General features: G+C 77.4%; 1 protein-coding gene. It reads left to right on the plus strand.

Annotated features, from left to right (window positions below; translation table 11 throughout):
- Nucleotides 1-4: 4 nt before the first annotated feature.
- The coding region (locus VM95_RS38140; RefSeq protein ID WP_157882318.1) for an MFS transporter at nt 5-371 on the plus strand (367 nt) is incomplete at its 3' end.

Genomic DNA, 371 nt, shown 5'->3' on the forward strand with positions numbered 1-371 from the left:
CCGCCTGCCCGTGCTGGGCCGCCGCGGCGCCTTCCCGCTCCACGCCTCGGTCCTGGTCGGCCTGTTGGCCGCCTCCAGCGCCCCGACCCCGCTCTACGCGCTCTACCAGGCCGCCTGGCACTTCTCGGCCATGACGCTCACCCTCGTGTTCAGCGCCTACGCCCTCGCCCTGCTGGTGGCGCTGCTGACCGCGGGAACGCTCTCGGACCACCTCGGCCGGCGCCCGGTCCTCGCCGCGGCGCTGCTGGCCGAAGCCGTCGCGATGGCCGCCTTCGCCACCGCCCGGGGAGTACCGGCCCTGATCGCCGCCCGGATCCTGCAGGGCCTGGCCACCGGCGCGGCCACCAGCGCCGCCGGAGCCGCCCTGCTCG

Source organism: Streptomyces rubellomurinus (assembly GCF_000961885.1).
GTDB classification, from domain to species: domain Bacteria; phylum Actinomycetota; class Actinomycetes; order Streptomycetales; family Streptomycetaceae; genus Kitasatospora; species Kitasatospora rubellomurina.